The sequence below is a fragment of the Polaromonas hydrogenivorans genome (assembly GCF_040105105.1).
GTDB lineage: Bacteria > Pseudomonadota > Gammaproteobacteria > Burkholderiales > Burkholderiaceae_C > Polaromonas > Polaromonas hydrogenivorans.
Map to the genome: position 1 here is coordinate 2,981,138 of NZ_CP157675.1, position 13,675 is coordinate 2,994,812.

Here is a 13,675-nt window from a genome sequence, read left to right on the forward strand (position 1 = left end):
TCGTCGTGCTTAGATCTGGCAAACAATCAATTCCCGTTCGTCATTCCCGCGAAGGCGGGAATCCAGCAACACGGGCTGAAGCGCTCAAACGAGTCTCGATACCCGCCTTCGCGGGTATGACGAAGGGAAGTTATTGCTGACCGCATCCTTATTCGTGCAGCTTCAGTGCCGCAGCCGGTTGCGCATGCAGCGCCGCACCGCCGGCCGCATGGCCACCACTGACAAACCCTTCAAGGTGCGGCACTTCGCCATGCAGCTTGAGTGGACGGTTGCCCGCCAGGCGGCGCAGCACGACGTAAAACACCGGCGTCAGGAACAGGCCGAAGGCGGTCACGCCGATCATTCCCGAGAACACCGCGATGCCCATCGCTTTGCGCATCTCAGCCCCGGCGCCAGTGGACAGCACCAGCGGCAGCACGCCCATGATGAAGGCCAGCGAGGTCATCAAAATCGGGCGCAAACGCAGGCGGCTGGCCTCAATCGCGGCCTGTATCGGCGTGCGCCCGGCGAACTCCAGCTCGCGCGCGAACTCGACGATCAAAATCGCATTCTTCGCCGACAGCCCGACCAGCACGATCAGCCCGATCTGGGTGAAGATGTTGTTGTCGCCGCCGGTGAGCTTCACGCCCGCCATGGCGGCCAGCAGGCCCATGGGCACGATCAGGATGATGGCTATTGGCAGCGTCAGGCTTTCGTACTGCGCGGCCAGCACTAAAAATACCAGCAGCAGCGCCAGCGGGAACACCAGCATGGCCGAGTTGCCGGCCAGGATTTCCTGGTAGGTCAGTTCGGTCCACTCATAACTCACGCCCTTGGGCAGCGTTTCGCCGGCGATGCGCTTGACCGCATCCTGCGCCTGGCCCGATGAATAGCCGGGGGCCGGGCCGCCGTTGATGTCGGCCGACAGGTAGCCGTTGTAGCGCATGGCGCGTTCCGGGCCAAAGCTGGAATTGACCTTCATCAGCGCCGACAGCGGCACCATCTCGCCGGTGGTCGAGCGTACCTTGAGCAGGCCCACGTCCTCGGCCCGCGCGCGGTAAGGCGCATCGGCCTGCACGCGCACGCTGTAGGTCCGGCCGAACTTGTTGAAGTCGTTGGCGTACAGGCTGCCGAGGTAGATCTGCATGGTGTCGAAGATGTCGGTGACCGGCACGCCGAGCTGGCGCGCCTTGGTGCGGTCGATGTCGGCGAACAGCTGCGGCACGTTGACCTGCCAGCTGGTGAACATGCCCGCCAGTTCAGGCGCCTGGCTGGCCTTGGCCATGAAGGCCTTGACGGCGCCGTCCAGGCCGTCGTAGCCGACCGCGCCACGGTCTTCGAGTTGCAGCTTGAAGCCGCCGGTGGTGCCCAGGCCGGCGACCGGCGGCGGCGGGAACATCACGATGAAGGCATCCTGGATGCCGCCGAAGGCCTGGTTCAGCTGGCCGGCCACGGCGCCGCCGCTCTGGTCCGCGCCCTTGCGTTCGTCGAACGGCTTGAGCGTGGCAAAGACGATGCCCGAGTTGGAACTGTTGGTGAAGCCGTTGATCGACAGGCCGGGAAAGGCCAGCGCGTCTTCGACATTCGGGTTCTTCTTCATGATCTCGCCCATGCGGTGAATCACGTCTTCGGTGCGGTCCAGCGTGGCGCCGTCCGGCAGTTGCGCAAAGCCGATCAGGTACTGCTTGTCCTGCGCCGGCACGAAGCCGCTGGGCACCGACTTGAACAGGCCAAAGGTCACGCCGACCAGCGCCAGGTAGATCACCAGCATCAGCGTCTTGCGCGAGATCACGCGCTTGACGCCGCCGCTGTAGGCTTCGGAGCCGCGATGGAACATCCGGTTGAAGCCGCGAAACAGCCAGCCAAAAGCCTTGTCCATGCCGCGTGTCAAAGCGTCTTTCGGCGCATCGTGGCCCTTGAGCAGCAAGGCGGCCAGCGCGGGCGAGAGCGTCAGCGAGTTGATGGCCGAGATCACGGTCGAGATCGCGATGGTGACGGCGAACTGCTTGTAGAACTGGCCGGTCAGGCCGCTGATGAAGGCCAGCGGCACGAACACGGCGACCAGCACCAGCGCAATCGCGATGATCGGCCCCGACACCTCGCGCATGGCGCGGTAGGTGGCGTCGCGCGGCGTCAAACCGGCCTCGATGTTGCGCTCGACGTTCTCGACCACCACGATGGCGTCATCGACCACGATGCCGATGGCCAGCACCAGCCCGAACAGGCTCAGCGCGTTGATCGAAAAACCCAGCAGATGCAGCACGGCGAAGGTGCCGACCACCGACACCGGCACGGCCAGCAGCGGAATGATGGACGCGCGCCAGGTCTGCAGGAACAGGATCACCACCAGCACCACCAGCGCGACGGCTTCGAGCAGCGTGTGGATCACCGATTCAATCGATGCCCGAACGAACTGCGTCGGGTCGTAGGCGATGCGGTATTCCACGCCCTCGGGCATGTTTTTCGCGATCTCGTCCATGGTGCTGCGCACCTGCGCCGAGATGTCGAGCGCGTTGGAGCCCGGCGCCTGGAACACGCCCATGCCGACGGCGGCCTTGTTGTTGAGCAGCGAGCGCAGCGAATAGTCGGCCGAGCCCAGTTCGAGCCGGCCGATGTCGCGCAGCCGGGTGATGGCGCCGTCGCCGCCGGTCTTGACGATGATGTCGCCGAACTCTTCCTCGCTCTGCAAGCGGCCCTGCGCATTGATCGACAGCTGCATATCTACCCCAGCCAGGCCCGGCGAGGCGCCGACCACGCCGGCCGCCGCCTGCACGTTCTGGCCGCGTATCGCCGCGACCACGTCGCTGGCGGACAGGCCGCGCTGCGCGACCTTCTGCGGGTCGAGCCAGACCCGCATCGAATAGTCGCCGCCGCCGAAAATCTGCACCTGGCCCACGCCCTGGATGCGCGCCAGCCGGTCCTTGACGTTGAGCACCGCGTAGTTGCGCAGATAGGTCATGTCGTAGCGGTCGTTCGGCGACACCAGGTGCACGACCATGGTCAGGTCGGGCGCGCTCTTGACGGTGGTCACGCCCAGGCGCCGCACTTCCTCGGGCAGGCGCGGCTCGGCTTGCGAGACGCGGTTCTGCACCAGCTGCTGCGCCTTGTCGGGGTCGGTGCCGAGCTTGAAGGTCACGGTCAGCGTCATCACGCCGTCGGTGGTGGCCTGGCTGCCCATGTAGAGCATGCCGTCAACGCCGTTGATCGATTCCTCCAGCGGCGTGGAGACGGTTTCGGCAATCACCTTGGGATTGGCGCCGGGGTACTGGGCGCGCACCACGACGGAGGGCGGCGCGACTTCCGGGTATTCCGAAATCGGCAGGCTGCGCAGCGCGATCAGGCCCGAGATCAGCATGAGCAGCGACAGCACGCCGGCAAAGATCGGCCGGTCAATGAAAAATTTGGAGAGATTCATGGGGTTCTTCTTCAGGGGTTCCCGCTAAGGGCTCAGGATTTGGCGGCTTCGGCCACAAGGGCTGGCTTGGCCAGTTCGGCCTTGGCCGACATGTCCACGGTCTGCGGCGCGACCAGTGCGCCGGGGCGGATGCGCTGCAGGCCGTTCACCACGATGCGTTCATTGGCCTGCAAGCCGGTTTTCACGACGCGCAGACCCTCGACGGCCGCACCCAGCGTGACTTCGCGGTATTGCGCCTTGTTGTCGGCGCCGACCACCATGACGAATTTCTTGTTCTGGTCGGTGCCGACGGCGCGCTCGTTGACCAGCAAGGCCTTGGCCGCCGTCGCCTGGCCCATGCGGATGCGGGCAAACTGGCCGGGCATCAACTGGCCGTCCTTGTTGTCGAACACGGCGCGGGCGCGCACGGTGCCGCTTTTGGCATCGACCTGGTTGTCAACCAGTTGCAGCTTGCCCTCGAACGGCGTGTCGGCGCTGGCCGCCGTGCCCATCTGCACCGGAATCCGGTCCAGGTTGCGCGCGCCGGCACCGCCGCCGCCGGCGTCTTTCAGGGCCTTGGCCACGGCCTGCTCGTCGGCATCGAAACTGGCGTAGATCGGGCTGACCGACACCAGCGTGGTCAGCACCGGCGCGCCCGGTCCTGCGGCGACCAGGTTGCCGATGGTCACTTCGAGCCTGCCGACCCGCCCGGACACCGGCGCGCGCACTTGGGTGTAATCCAGGCTCAGGCGCGCCGTTTGCAGCGCCGCCCGCGCGCCGCGCAGGTTGGCGTCCGCTTCGCTCTGGCTGTTGACCCGCTCGTCGAATTCGCGCTTTGATATGGCTTGCTCGCTCCACAGGCGCTGCGAGCGCTCATGCTCGCCCCTGGCCTGCGCCACGCGGGCCTGCGCGGCAGCGACCTGCGCATCGGCGCGCTCGACCTCGGCGGCATACGGCGCGGGGTCGATGGTCAGCAGCAGGTCGCCTTTTTTGACCAGCGCGCCTTCGCGGAAATGCGTGGACTGGATGGTTCCGGCCACGCGCGAGCGGATGTCCACCCGCTCGACCGCCTCCAGCCGGCCGGAAAATTCGTCCCACGCCGCCACGTCGCTCTGCACCACGGTGGCGACGGAAACCGGCGTGGCCGGCGCTTCAGCCACCGCGCCGGCCGCAGCGTCCGTCTGGGCGCGGGAAGCGGACACGCCAAAGACCGCCACCGACACGCCGGTGACGACCAGAACAGCCAGCGCAACGGCGAGCAAACGGTTTTTATTGGATTGCAGGTGGATGGATGGCATGGTGGATTTCCTCGAAAAATGAAAAAACTGAGTGAACGGGATGGACCGGATTCATGAAACTGAACCCGGCGTTGAAGAAGAAAAAAGGCCGTGCGCAGCATCCCCCCTTGCGGCGCTGCCTGAAAGGTCGCTGAAAAAGTTCTTGAACTGCTGCTGCACGGCCGGCGCCCAGGCGGCGTCATGGCTGGCGGGCTGCAGGTAGCTGCCGGGCCAGCCGGTCGGACCGGGCAACACGGCACCGTGCACCACGCGGCCGGCGCCGCGCAGGCGCCCGGCGTAGGCCAGCGATTCATCGCGAAACGGGTCGTCCTGCGCCGTCAGCAGCAAGGTCGGCGGCAGGCTGGCCAGGCGCGTTGCAGCCCCGGGCGCGGCATACGGATGGCCGGCTTCGTCCAGGCGCGACAGGTAGTCGTGCCAGCCGTCAGCCCAGGTGCAGCCCACCGGCCCGGCCTCGGCACAGCGCAGCGACGCGGTGGCCATGCAGGCGTCGAGCATGGGCGACAGCAAGATCTGGCCGGCCAGCGCTGGCGCCTGCTGGTCGCGCGCCATCAGGGCAACTGCCGCCGCCAGGTTGCCGCCGGCTTCTTCACCGGCCACGAACACCGGCGCGCCCTTGCCGGCCATCTTGTGCCGTACCTTCCAGGCCCACATCAGCGCCGCATAACCAGCTTCCAGCGCCTGCGGAAACGGATGGCTGGGGGCCAGCGGGTAGTCGAGCGACATCACCACGGCGCCAGCATCGGCCAGCAGGCGCGCGATGCAGGAGCCGGCTTCCAGCGAACCGGCGACAAAAGCGCCCGCATGGAAATGAATCACCAACGGCGAAACGCCCCCGGCCCGGTTGCTCCGGCGGCCGTAAAAGCGCACGCCAAGCGGCTGCTTGGGCGCGATGTCGATCTGCTGATGGTTCCAGAGCGGCCCGGCCTGGACGGGGCTGAAACCGGGAGCGGAAAAGCTTTTCATCTGCTTGAGCCGGGCAAAGGGCTTCAATTTGTTGCGGTGCAGCAGAAGATACGTGATTGACCTGAATCAATAAATAGCGGTTTTGCTTATACTTTGTTTCACCAATGAAACAATCGGATAGAAACTTCAGATTGCCATCCGTACAAACCCCAGTCAAGTCGCTTCACAACAGGAACTGCCATGGATAAATTTTCTGCAATGCAGGCTTTTGTGCGCGTCGTGGAAGCCGGCACCTTCACCAAGGCAGCCGATTCAATGGGCCTGCCCAAGCCGACCGTCACCCGCCTGATCCAGGACCTCGAAAAAGAGCTGGACACCAAGCTGCTGAACCGCACCACCCGCAAGGTCACCGTCACGGTCGATGGCGCCGCCTACTACGAGCAGGCCAGCCGCCTGCTGGGCGAGGTGCATGAGCTGGAGGCCAGCATGTCGCGCGCCAAGGCCAGCCCGCGCGGCAAGCTCAAGGTCGATATTCCCTCATCGCTCGGGCTGGCGGTGATCATTCCGGCGTTGCCCGACTTTTATGCGCGCTACCCTGACATCCAGCTCGAACTGGGCGTCAGCGACCGGCCGGTGGACATCATTGCCGAGAATGTTGATTGCGTGATACGCGGCGGGGAAATCACCGACCAGTCGATGGTCGCGCGCCGCATCGGCGAGTTCTACATCATGTCCTGCGCCTCGCCGGCCTACTTGAAACGCCATGGAACGCCGGTTCATCCTTCCGAGCTGGACGATGGGCATTATTCGATCCGCTATGTGTCTGGGCGCAACGGCAAGCTCTACACCTTCAAGATGTACAAGGACGGCGAGGTGGTCGAGGCCGGCGGACGCCACCAGATCGCGGTCAACGACTCGAATGCCGGCGTGGCCGCCGGTCTGGCCGGCCTGGGCGTGCTGCACACGCTGAGTTTCCTGGTCCAGGACCACATCAGCAACGGCACGCTGGAGCCGCTGTTTTCGGGCTGGTGCACCGAGCCCAAGCCGATTTATGTGGTCTATCCGCCCAACCGCCACCTGAGCAACAAGGTGCGCGTGTTCGTCGACTGGATTGCCGAGCTGTTTGCCAAACACGACCTGATCCAGCGCAAAAGCTCCCTGCCCGAAGCCATGTGCAGCGCCTGGGCGGCGTCTGCGGCGGCCCGGCCCGAGACGACCGAAACGCTGGATGCGCCCAAAAACCCAGAAATAACGATCAAATATGCCGTTAGCGCATAGCACGCATACGCATACAGCTATTTATTTGATAGCGAACTAGCGAGCCCGCCAGCCAAAACGCCTGGACCCGCGTAATTTTCAAACGCAAGGCTCCAGGCTAGGGATAGTTCCTGAAGCTCTCGGGATTCATGAGGTCTGCGATGCCAGCTCATCCTACGCCCGGCTTCAATCCGCGACTACAGCAGCAAGCCCTATCCGCCGGTTAAGGTTGATCCCTGATTCAGGGGGACCGCAAGATGCCAAGATTCAATGCCCCGCCACCCAATGGCGACAGCCGCAAAGCCATCCAGCAGCGCGCCCGGGAGGCCACCCGGCCGGCTGAACCCGAAAAAAAGGGCAGCTGGCCGTTTTGCGCCAACAAATGCATCATTGGCGCGGGGCCTGCTGCCAGTTCCGGCGAGGCCAAAAAACCGGATTGATGCGCCTGATCAGCCTCTGATCCGCTTGACGCCGCTGACCCCCAGCAGCACCAGCGCCCCGGCGGCCACGCCGACCAGGGCATCCATCGCCAGGGGCGTGATCGCGCCCAGCACGCCGCCGACCCCGTTCACATCGCTGGCCCACTGGGTCACCACGTCGATCAGATGGTGCAGGGGCGTGAATCCATGCGTCAGGATGCCGCCGCCGACCAGGAACATGGCGACCGTGCCGGCCACCGACAAAAACTTCATCAGCCACGGCGCCGACAGCAAAATGCCGCGTCCCAGGCTGCGCTGAAACCGGCTCCAGGCGCTGCTGCCCGCACGCTGGCTGAGGTAAAGCCCGCCATCGTCGAGCTTGACAATGCCGGCCACCACGCCGTACACGCCAACCGTCATGGCCAGGGCAATGCCGCCAAGCACCGCCAGCTGGGTCATGAAAGGGCTGTCCTGCACCGTTCCCAGCGTGATGGCGACGATTTCCGCCGACAAAATGAAATCGGTGCGGATGGCGCCCTTGATCTTGTCTTTTTCAACTTCGCGCAGGTCCACGGACGGGTCAGCCAGCGCCTGGGCCAGCGCGTCATGCTCGGCGGCCTGCTCGGCCTGGCTGTGCAGGAACTTGTGGGCCAGCTTTTCAAAGCCCTCATAGCAAAGATAAGCGCCGCCCACCATCAGCAGCGGCGTGACGCCCCAGGGCGCAAAAGCGCTGATGGCCAGCGCGGCGGGCACCAGGATCGCCTTGTTGATGAAGGAGCCCTTGGCCACGGCCCAGACCACGGGCAATTCGCGCTCGGCCTTGACACCGGAGACCTGCTGGGCATTGAGCGCCAGGTCGTCGCCCAGCACACCGGCGGTCTTTTTGGCCGCCACCTTGGACAGCAGGGCCACATCGTCCAGAACGCTGGCGATGTCATCAATCAGGGCAAGAAGACTGCTAGCCATAAATTATTCTTGATAGTTCGGCGTCAAGCCGGGATTGAAAGGAGGCTTTGCAGGCGAAGGCATTAAAAAGCCGCCCTTGGGCGGCTTCGGACCTCATGGCTGAAAAATCCGCAAAGCTCAGCGTGCCGTCAGGCGTCCGATGATAAAGCCCAGGGCCAGTGCCGCGCCGACGGCTTCAAGCGGTTTTTCCTGAACCCAGGATTTCGAGCAGTCGATGGCACGGCTCGGTGCCTCGGCGACCCAGGCGGCCTGCTCGGAAAAGCGGTCCGCCACATGCGCAGCCCCGCAGGCAAGCTTGTCAACGGTTTCATGCGCCGCTGTCGAGGCGCGGTTGACGGTGTTGCGGGCCGGGTCGGCCACCTTGTCTATCGTGCTGTGCAGCGCCGAGCCTGCCGATTCCACGCTGCGCTGGACGACACCGGCGGCATCGGTGGCGTCAGGAGTTCCGGAACTGCCCTGGCCGGGTTGTGAAGTCGAGTTTTCCATCTTGTTTCCTTTAAAAAGATCAGTACATTGCGGATTTAGCCGGTATGGGCTTCGACGAGCAGCAGCCTGGGGGTAAAGCAGGAGTCATGCCGATCAGGTGTGAAAACCGACTTTAGGAGCCAGAGCGAGGTTTGCTTGTGCGGCGCCGCAGGGACCGCATGTAGGACAGGAAAGACAAAAAGGATTCAGAAGGCGTTGAGCGCGCATTGCGCCCAATAATCCGTTGTTGGCGCGCGGCGCAAACCAAGACTCTTGAGCACTGAAAGGAATTGACCATGCCTCATTTTTTAAAACGCGTCCTGCAATCCAGCCACATCGGCCCTGCCGGCCATGGCCTGCCGCGCAAGGGACCGGACGAGGAAGCCGGCGAAGACGAAGAGGGCCTGGAGTTGCCGGTCAATCCCGACGAGGGAACGCCGCTCATTCCCGATGAGGAAGGCGTGGTCACCGTACCCAGCTGAGTTGTGAACTGAAGTACTACGGATCTGGAAAATAATAACTTCCCATCCGTCATTCCCGCGAAGGCGGGAATCCAGCAACACGGGCTGAAACGCTCAAACGAGTCTGGATACCCGCCTTCGCGGGTATGACGCAGGGAAGTTATTGCTGACCGCATGCTACGCGTTCAGGTGCCGCAAGCCCGGCCGCGTCAGTCCACCGCGCGCTTGAGGCGTATTTCTTCGAGCTTGACGCTGCCGAAATCGACCGTCTTGAGCGACGGCATTTCGCGCTTGAAGCCGGCGGCATGCTCGCAAAACTGCAGGGCGCGCTCGTTGCCCAGCAGCACCCACATCGTGACCTGCGTGCAGCCTTCATCTTTCAGGCCGTCGCGTGCGCCGTCCCACAGCAGCAAGCCCACGCCCTTGCCCCAGTGCTCGGGCGCCACGTAGATGGCCCAGATTTCGCCCACGGTGGAGCGGGTCTTGGGGTCGCGCGAGCGGTCGAAGCCGACGAAGCCGACGAGCCGGTCGCCGTCGGTGGCCACCAGCACCTGCGGCTCGCTGTACTCAATCGCCTCCTGCCAGTAAGCCTGGCGCTTTGCCACCGTCATCTTGTTCAGGTAGTCATCAGGCATCAAGTCCTTGTAAGCAGCTTGCCAGGTGGCAACGTGGATTTCGGCAATGGCTTTGGCATCGCGGGCAAGGGCAGGACGAACGGAGTAGCTGGACATGGACAAAATCGCTTGTGAAGATCTAAGGGAAGGCTCGGGAGGCAGGATTGTCGCGCAAATTAAATCGGCGACTGGCGGGACTGGGTTGACATCCTCCCCTGCCTAAAGGCAGGGGATTCCTACGGTGCTATGCATGAGCTGTCTCGTGCATAGTCACTTCGGTGGGTTCCTGCTTCACCGAGGCTGGTTTCGTCTTGCGATTGCGCACAAGACCAGAGCCGTCCTCTCCACAGGCTGCTGCGCGGTATCCCCGCGCCAATATGTTCATCGCGCCGACGACATCGGCGTGGTTCTCGTAGCCGCAATCGACGCATTCAAACTTCGCTTGCGTTTTCCGGTTTGCCTTGGCGACATGGCCGCAGCATGGGCAGGTCTGGCTGGTGTAGTGCGCTGGCACGGCAATGAGAATGCCACCGTTCCAATCGAGCTTATATTGCAGCTGCCGCCGGAATTCAAACCAGCCTTGATCGAGGATGGACTTGTTCAGCCCCGACTTGGCGGCGACGTTTTTGCCCGGTTTTTCCGCATTGCCCGCTGCCGATTTGCTCATGTTGCGTACCTGCAAATCTTCAATGGCGACCATCGCGTGGTTTTGGCTGATGGCGCTTGTCTTCTTGTGCAGGAAGTCCTTGCGGGCGTTGGCTATATCGGTGTGGATTCGTTGAATTTTCCTTTTGGCTTTGTGCCAGTTCTTGCTGAATTTGACTTTGCGGCTCATGCGCCGCTGGTATTTCGCCAGGCGTTTTTCGTGACACTTGAAGCTGTGCAGCGGCTCAACAAAACTGCCGTCGCTCATCGTGGCAAAACGGGCTATTCCAACATCAATGCCGATGGCGCTGGTGGCTGTCGGTACGGCTTGTTCCAGTTCCCGTTCCGTCTGGATGCTGGCAAACCATTTGCCGCCGACTTGGCTGATAGTGATGTTCTTGGCCGTGCCCAGGATGTCCCGGCTGTTGCGGTAGCGTACCCAGCCGAGTTTGGGCAGAAAGATGCGGCTGTTGGGCTGGTCGATCCTGAAGCCTTGCGGGAAGCGAAAACTTTCGCCACGGCCTTTCTTTTTCGGACGCGGAAAGCCGGCGCGCTTGGCAAAGAAATTTTGCCAGGCTCTGTCCAGATCCTTGAGCGATTGCTGCAGGGCCTGGGAAGGCGATTCCTTGAGCCAAGGGGATTCCTGCTTCCAGGCGGTCAGGTGTTTGCCCATCGCAAAATAGCCGATGAACTTGCCTCCACTGGCGTGATGGGCCTGCTGCAATGCCAGTGCCTTGTTGAACACAAAGCGGCGCGCTCCGGCAAAGCGGCGCATATTGCGCGTTTGTTCGCCGCTGGGCATGAGTTCGTATTTGAAAGCCTGGAGTCGCAGCATGCTGGTATTTTAGGCAGTCGTTACCATGAAAGGACAGCAAAGCTGTCCGCGCTCTGCATCATCGTCCTGAAGGACGGTGCTTTGCGCGCAATTCCGGTAAATTCAGCCGCTCCCCCCTGCACAGCACCACCGTCCAATCCTCCAGCCCATGCCCATCCCGACCACCCCGGCGGAAACCGCCAGCCCCGTGTTCAGCGCGCGCATTGAACCCGGCGGTGCCTTGTTTGAAGCGCCTGCATCGCTGCCGCTCTTGCTGTCGGCCGAGAGGGCCGGCCTGGCCCTGCTGGACAGCTCGTGCCGCAACGGCACTTGCCGCGCCTGCATCTGCCAACTGGTCAGCGGCCAGGTGGCGTACCGCATCGACTGGCCCGGGCTGAGCCTGGATGAAAAGCGCGAAGGCTGCATCCTGCCCTGCGTGGCGTATCCGCTGTCCGATGTGGTGATTGCGCTGCCGCGATAAGCTTGCTGCCGGGCATCCCCCAAAAATAAAGCCGGGCGCGGCGCATGCCTGTGTCAAACAACTGTGCAAGGATGGCGGCATGGACTCCCCGCATCCCCCTGTCGCCCCTGCCAGCCTGGTTCCCACCCGGGAGGCCGGCGCGACCTTTGATGAGTTCGAGGAACTCAAGGCGATTTTGCGGGCTGGCGGAACGCGGTTCGAGCTACGGGCCGTGGGCTGCGTCAACGCCGGAGCCAGCACTTTTCCGCTGCTGACCGCCAGCATCGGCTCGCCCGATCCGCAGGCGCCCGCCGTCGGATTTTTTGGCGGCATTCACGGGCTGGAGCGCATCGGCACGCAGCTGATCCTGCATTACATGCGCGCATTGCTGTTTCGCCTGGAATGGGACGAGCTGCTGCGCCTGCAGCTCCAGAAAATCCGCCTGCTGTTCATGCCCATCGTCAATCCCGGCGGCATGTGGGCGCACACCCGCAGCAACCCCGGCGGCGTGGACCTGATGCGCAACGCGCCGCAAAGGGCCGAGGGCCGCGTGCCTTTCCTGGCGGGCGGGCAAAGCCTGAGCCCTGTGCTGCCCTGGTATTGCGGCCGCTCGGGAACGCCCATGGAAACCGAAAGCACGGCCCTGCTGCAGGTGGTGCGCGAGCAACTTGCCGGCCGGCCCTTCAGCCTGGCGCTGGACTGCCATTCGGGCTACGGTTTTAGCGACAGCCTGTGGTTTCCGTATGCAAAAACCCGCCGGCTGATGCCGCACCTGCCCGAGATGTTCGCGCTCAAGACCATGCTGGAGCAGTCTTACCCGCACCATGCCTACCGCTTTGAGCCGCAAAGCAACCAGTACCTGCTGCATGGCGACCTGTGGGACCACGCCTATGACTTGGCGCCGGCGGGCCATGTGTTCTTGCCGATGACGCTGGAGCTGGGCTCGTGGCTGTGGATACGCAAGAATCCGCGCCAGTTGTTCTCGCGGCAGGGTATTTTCAACCCCATCATGGCGCACCGCACCCAGCGCGTGCTGCGCCGCCATGCCGACCTGCTGGACTTCCTGACGCGCGCCGCCTATGCCGCGCCGCACTGGCTGCCGGCCGACGACCGGCGCGCCCAGCTGCTTCAGCTGGCAAAAGCGCACTGGCGCCGCCGGCCTGCCGCATGAGTCCGCAAACCCCCATGACCTGGATACTCTTGCGGGGCCTCACGCGCGAGGCCAGGCACTGGGGAGAATTTCCCCGCCAGCTGGCACTGCTCCTACAAAACCCGAGCACCGCAATGGCGCAAATCGTTCCGCTGGACCTGCCGGGCAATGGCGCGTTTTACCGGCTGGCTTCGCCGTCATCGGTGCGCCGCATGGTGGAGTTTGCACGCCAGCAGCTCAAGGCCAGGGGCTGCCGGCCACCGTACAGCCTGCTGGCCATGTCGCTGGGCGGCATGGTGGTGGCCGACTGGGCGCAGCAGTATCCGCACGAAGTGGCCCGGCTGGTGCTGATCAACACCAGCCTGCGGCCTTACAGCGGCATGACCGAGCGCCTGCGCCCCGACAACTGGCTGCGCCTGGCGCTGCTGGCCGCGCGCTGGCAGGGCGGCGAGTCGTCGGACTATGTCGAGCAGGTGATTCACCAGCTCACCTGCCAGCGGGTTGACGCCCGCGATGCCGATGTGGCGGCATGGGTGCGCATCCGCAAGGACGCCCCGGTGAGCGCGGCCAACGCCTGGCGCCAGTTCTGGGCCGCCGCGCGGTTTTCGAGTGCGAAAGTGCCGCGCTGCCCGGTTCTGGTGCTGTCTTCACGAGGCGACCAGCTGGTGCATCCACGCTGTTCAACGCATCTTGCCCAGGCCTGGCAGGCAGCGCACCACGCGCACCCGTGGGCCGGCCACGACCTGCCGCATGACGACCCGGCCTGGGTTGGCCAGCAGGTGAGTGGCTGGCTGAAGGCGATGTGAATTCATTCCTCGTTTGAGGGCCGGCAATGTCCACGGCGCAAGAA

13 protein-coding genes are annotated in these 13,675 nt (G+C 63.8%); 6 read left to right on the forward strand and 7 right to left on the reverse strand.

The genetic code is table 11. The annotated features are described in order from the left end of the window. Nucleotides 1-148: 148 nt before the first annotated feature. The 3 genes from ABLV49_RS14350 to ABLV49_RS14360 are packed head-to-tail and all read right to left on the reverse strand — an operon-like array spanning nt 149 to nt 5,634. Nucleotides 149-3,394: an efflux RND transporter permease subunit gene (locus tag ABLV49_RS14350; protein WP_349277409.1), complete on the reverse strand. Its 3,246-nt coding sequence runs from the start codon at nt 3,392-3,394 to the stop codon at nt 149-151. A gap of 32 nt (nt 3,395-3,426) precedes the next feature. Continuing rightward, on the reverse strand, nt 3,427-4,671 hold the full coding sequence (locus ABLV49_RS14355) for an efflux RND transporter periplasmic adaptor subunit (RefSeq protein WP_349277411.1): 1,245 nt from the start codon (nt 4,669-4,671) through the stop codon (nt 3,427-3,429). 51 nt (nt 4,672-4,722) lie between these two features. Next, nucleotides 4,723-5,634: an alpha/beta hydrolase gene (locus tag ABLV49_RS14360; RefSeq protein ID WP_349277413.1), complete on the reverse strand. Its 912-nt coding sequence runs from the start codon at nt 5,632-5,634 to the stop codon at nt 4,723-4,725. Nucleotides 5,635-5,814: 180 nt separating this feature from the next. On the opposite strand from ABLV49_RS14360, the gene ABLV49_RS14365 reads away from it, so the two are divergent. Together ABLV49_RS14365 and ABLV49_RS14370 are read left to right on the forward strand one after the other, a co-directional pair. Next, nucleotides 5,815-6,852, forward strand: a complete 1,038-nt coding sequence (locus ABLV49_RS14365; protein ID WP_349277415.1) for a LysR family transcriptional regulator — start codon at nt 5,815-5,817, stop codon at nt 6,850-6,852. A gap of 236 nt (nt 6,853-7,088) precedes the next feature. Beyond that, on the forward strand, nt 7,089-7,271 hold the full coding sequence (locus ABLV49_RS14370) for a hypothetical protein (protein ID WP_349277417.1): 183 nt from the start codon (nt 7,089-7,091) through the stop codon (nt 7,269-7,271). 9 nt (nt 7,272-7,280) lie between these two features. Here ABLV49_RS14370 and ABLV49_RS14375 read toward each other — a convergent pair whose 3' ends face one another. Together ABLV49_RS14375 and ABLV49_RS14380 are read right to left on the reverse strand one after the other, a co-directional pair. Next, nucleotides 7,281-8,216: a DUF808 domain-containing protein gene (locus tag ABLV49_RS14375; protein WP_349277419.1), complete on the reverse strand. Its 936-nt coding sequence runs from the start codon at nt 8,214-8,216 to the stop codon at nt 7,281-7,283. A 117-nt stretch (nt 8,217-8,333) separates the two neighbouring features. Beyond that, nucleotides 8,334-8,702 carry a DUF883 family protein gene (locus ABLV49_RS14380; RefSeq protein WP_349277421.1) on the reverse strand — a complete coding sequence of 123 codons (369 nt, stop codon included), beginning with the start codon at nt 8,700-8,702 and terminating at the stop codon, nt 8,334-8,336. 275 nt (nt 8,703-8,977) lie between these two features. On the opposite strand from ABLV49_RS14380, the gene ABLV49_RS14385 reads away from it, so the two are divergent. Next, the gene (locus ABLV49_RS14385) at nt 8,978-9,163 is read left to right on the forward strand and encodes a hypothetical protein (RefSeq protein ID WP_349277423.1); all 186 of its coding nucleotides are present in this window, start codon (nt 8,978-8,980) and stop codon (nt 9,161-9,163) included. A gap of 188 nt (nt 9,164-9,351) precedes the next feature. Here ABLV49_RS14385 and ABLV49_RS14390 read toward each other — a convergent pair whose 3' ends face one another. After that, nucleotides 9,352-9,873, reverse strand: a complete 522-nt coding sequence (locus ABLV49_RS14390; RefSeq protein WP_041376571.1) for a GNAT family N-acetyltransferase — start codon at nt 9,871-9,873, stop codon at nt 9,352-9,354. 127 nt (nt 9,874-10,000) lie between these two features. Then, the gene (locus tag ABLV49_RS14395) at nt 10,001-11,236 is read right to left on the reverse strand and encodes an RNA-guided endonuclease InsQ/TnpB family protein (protein WP_349277425.1); all 1,236 of its coding nucleotides are present in this window, start codon (nt 11,234-11,236) and stop codon (nt 10,001-10,003) included. A 148-nt stretch (nt 11,237-11,384) separates the two neighbouring features. Here ABLV49_RS14395 and ABLV49_RS14400 point away from each other — a divergent pair, with 148 nt between their 5' ends. The 3 genes from ABLV49_RS14400 (at nt 11,385) to ABLV49_RS14410 (ending at nt 13,631) form a co-directional block, all read left to right on the forward strand. Continuing rightward, nucleotides 11,385-11,696: a 2Fe-2S iron-sulfur cluster-binding protein gene (locus ABLV49_RS14400; RefSeq protein WP_349277426.1), complete on the forward strand. Its 312-nt coding sequence runs from the start codon at nt 11,385-11,387 to the stop codon at nt 11,694-11,696. A 79-nt stretch (nt 11,697-11,775) separates the two neighbouring features. Beyond that, nucleotides 11,776-12,846, forward strand: coding sequence for a M14 family zinc carboxypeptidase (locus ABLV49_RS14405; RefSeq protein WP_349277428.1), 1,071 nt, complete (start codon nt 11,776-11,778; stop codon nt 12,844-12,846). After that, nucleotides 12,843-13,631 (forward strand): alpha/beta fold hydrolase, encoded by a 789-nt coding sequence (locus ABLV49_RS14410; protein WP_349277430.1) that lies wholly within the window; start codon nt 12,843-12,845, stop codon nt 13,629-13,631. The genes ABLV49_RS14405 and ABLV49_RS14410 overlap by 4 nt, the downstream gene beginning before the upstream one ends. Nucleotides 13,632-13,675: the final 44 nt, after the last annotated feature.

Bases quoted from the DNA above. Each gene is read 5' to 3' on its own strand.
- ABLV49_RS14350 (WP_349277409.1), bottom strand. From the start codon at position 3,394: ATGAATCTCTCCAAATTTTTCATTGACCGGCCGATCTTTGCCGGCGTG.
- ABLV49_RS14355 (WP_349277411.1), bottom strand. From the start codon at position 4,671: ATGCCATCCATCCACCTGCAATCCAATAAAAACCGTTTGCTCGCCGTT.
- ABLV49_RS14360 (WP_349277413.1), bottom strand. From the start codon at position 5,634: ATGAAAAGCTTTTCCGCTCCCGGTTTCAGCCCCGTCCAGGCCGGGCCG.
- ABLV49_RS14365 (WP_349277415.1), top strand. From the start codon at position 5,815: ATGGATAAATTTTCTGCAATGCAGGCTTTTGTGCGCGTCGTGGAAGCC.
- ABLV49_RS14370 (WP_349277417.1), top strand. From the start codon at position 7,089: ATGCCAAGATTCAATGCCCCGCCACCCAATGGCGACAGCCGCAAAGCC.
- ABLV49_RS14375 (WP_349277419.1), bottom strand. From the start codon at position 8,216: ATGGCTAGCAGTCTTCTTGCCCTGATTGATGACATCGCCAGCGTTCTG.
- ABLV49_RS14380 (WP_349277421.1), bottom strand. From the start codon at position 8,702: ATGGAAAACTCGACTTCACAACCCGGCCAGGGCAGTTCCGGAACTCCT.
- ABLV49_RS14385 (WP_349277423.1), top strand. From the start codon at position 8,978: ATGCCTCATTTTTTAAAACGCGTCCTGCAATCCAGCCACATCGGCCCT.
- ABLV49_RS14390 (WP_041376571.1), bottom strand. From the start codon at position 9,873: ATGTCCAGCTACTCCGTTCGTCCTGCCCTTGCCCGCGATGCCAAAGCC.
- ABLV49_RS14395 (WP_349277425.1), bottom strand. From the start codon at position 11,236: ATGCTGCGACTCCAGGCTTTCAAATACGAACTCATGCCCAGCGGCGAA.
- ABLV49_RS14400 (WP_349277426.1), top strand. From the start codon at position 11,385: ATGCCCATCCCGACCACCCCGGCGGAAACCGCCAGCCCCGTGTTCAGC.
- ABLV49_RS14405 (WP_349277428.1), top strand. From the start codon at position 11,776: ATGGACTCCCCGCATCCCCCTGTCGCCCCTGCCAGCCTGGTTCCCACC.
- ABLV49_RS14410 (WP_349277430.1), top strand. From the start codon at position 12,843: ATGAGTCCGCAAACCCCCATGACCTGGATACTCTTGCGGGGCCTCACG.